Origin of the sequence: Nostoc sp. ChiQUE01b, from assembly GCF_034531255.1 — a bacterium.
GTDB lineage: Bacteria > Cyanobacteriota > Cyanobacteriia > Cyanobacteriales > Nostocaceae > Nostoc.
Map to the genome: position 1 here is coordinate 1 of NZ_JAVRBM010000197.1, position 1,972 is coordinate 1,972.

Consider the following 1,972-nt stretch of genomic DNA (forward strand, 5'->3'; position numbering starts at 1 on the left):
CTTTGTTGTAATCAGATAGGGCTAAATCATGTTTTTCAAAATTAGTATTGGCAACAATTTGTACCGGATAGGTTTGACCATCAAAAGTTTGCAGGCGAATGCTGTTAGCTCCACAAATTACATGTTGATTAGTCAGGACTAGATAGGTATTTGCTTGTCTAGCAATTAGCGTTCCTGAACCGCCGTTGTTATCGCCTATCAGTTTGACTTTAATGCGACTGGCAAGGGTTTGCAGTTGCTTTTGGGAGTAAGCTCCAGTGTCTGCCTCTTCTGCTCTCATTTCACAGGCAGAACTTTCTATTGCTGCTTGTGTAATTGAGGTAGATAAACTTATCACACTCAAGCTTAAAGGCAAGAGCAATAGTAAAGATGCGATCGTAGCTGAATTGTGTTTCATCTGAATCCTAGTTGAGCGTGAATTACAGTGCAGTTTGAAAAAATCGTGACCAAAAATTAGCAGAGTATCAGCAAAAAAATATTTTTGTTCAAATTTTAATGCTTTTGTATATGTACAAGCACTAAATATTTAGTGAATTTTGCTGTATTTTGTAAAAATTTGGTCAAGGAACTGATACCATAAAAAAATCTAATATTAATACCAATTCTCTCAACTTCAGCAACACATTCAAAGCATAAAAGCTTTACTATAATTGTAAGAATTCAGCACCCAGGAGTCAGAAGTCAGAATTGATAATGAATTTAGTCTGATTTATATATTTGGCCATTAAATATTGTTCAGATTCTTGAACTGTTCTGAATGCTGAATTCACCAATCCTGAATTCTTACCTATAATTAGCTTTCTCAATATGGATTCCAAATCATGAATTGGTATTATCTAAAACCAAGCTAACTGAATCCTTACAACTTGAGCAAAGGTGCTGTTCTGTAACCATAATCTGAGCAAACATACTCCATCAGGATATCAAACAACCTGATTTCTTCTTTTAACCTATGAAAGCTAGGCATAGCAAGAGTTTAACACTAAAGCTTCTTTTCAATAACTTTGCTTTAATGACAACCAAACATAAAAGAATAGAACTTTGAGATAGGCACAAATAAGCAGCGATCGCTCTATCCAAACGGCTCAGATAAAGCAACAGGCTACTATCATTCTTTGGATTTACTTTCTCCACTGTGCTCCCAGCATAACTTGAACAACCCTGGTGTGAAAGCATAAAGCGAGCAAATTGCTCAACTTATGCTTACAGTGACAACAACAACGATCGCCGCCGTAACACAAAATAAGTAACCCTTATCTTGTCTACGACAAAAAATACGATTAAAAACACCTGTCCAAAGTGTAGAGGGATAAAAAAGTTGAACTGTCGGTTGTGGGTTCGCGCATAAAGTGAAATTTGAGCAACGAATTTATAGGGGTTTGGGGCATCGAGATTCGCGCATAAATTGAAATCGATTATGAGGCAAGGATTTGAGCCAAATAGTCAATTCGCAGATAAAGTGAAATTTCCGAATCACAACTTTAATACATCAGGCAAAACTATCATTTGAGGCATCTTCCCGGATTTCTGTTGATGCTGACTTACTTGCACAGTAGCAAGGCTTTTCTGCAATGAGGATAAGTATGCAGACAAATTAACTTGCTCAGAGGTGGCTATTTCAACTTGCCCAGAACGAAAATCAAAACCACATCGACACCTTGTAACTGCGGGTCTAGACCACCGAATACCTTTGTGACAATTAGGACATTTTTTAAGCAGTACACATTGATGTAAGTGACAAGCTTTTACTAAATCCCAATCCCAAATTTTGCGACAATAAGCAGATTCGGTCAAACAATAAGGACATAATTTTATCGCAAATCTATAAAGGGTGTATTGCTGGGAAGTAATCTCAGAAAGCAATTGAGAAGGGAGAGAAGCCATTAGTATTAACTGCTCATCGGTCATTTGAATAAGTTCAGGACTTACGCAACTGTCACAAGCGATGGTGCGGCGCAGCCGCACCGAGCAC

At 37.6% G+C, this 1,972-nt stretch carries 2 protein-coding genes; both read right to left on the reverse strand.

All coding sequences use genetic code 11. The features are described from left to right. Nucleotides 1–397: serine protease (locus RMY63_RS41580; RefSeq protein WP_322734256.1), on the reverse strand; the 397-nt coding region annotated here is incomplete at its 3' end. 1,076 nt (nt 398–1,473) lie between these two features. Beyond that, nucleotides 1,474–1,972, reverse strand: a 499-nt coding sequence (locus RMY63_RS41585; protein ID WP_322734257.1) for a TniQ family protein, incomplete at its 5' end; no start/stop codon positions are given.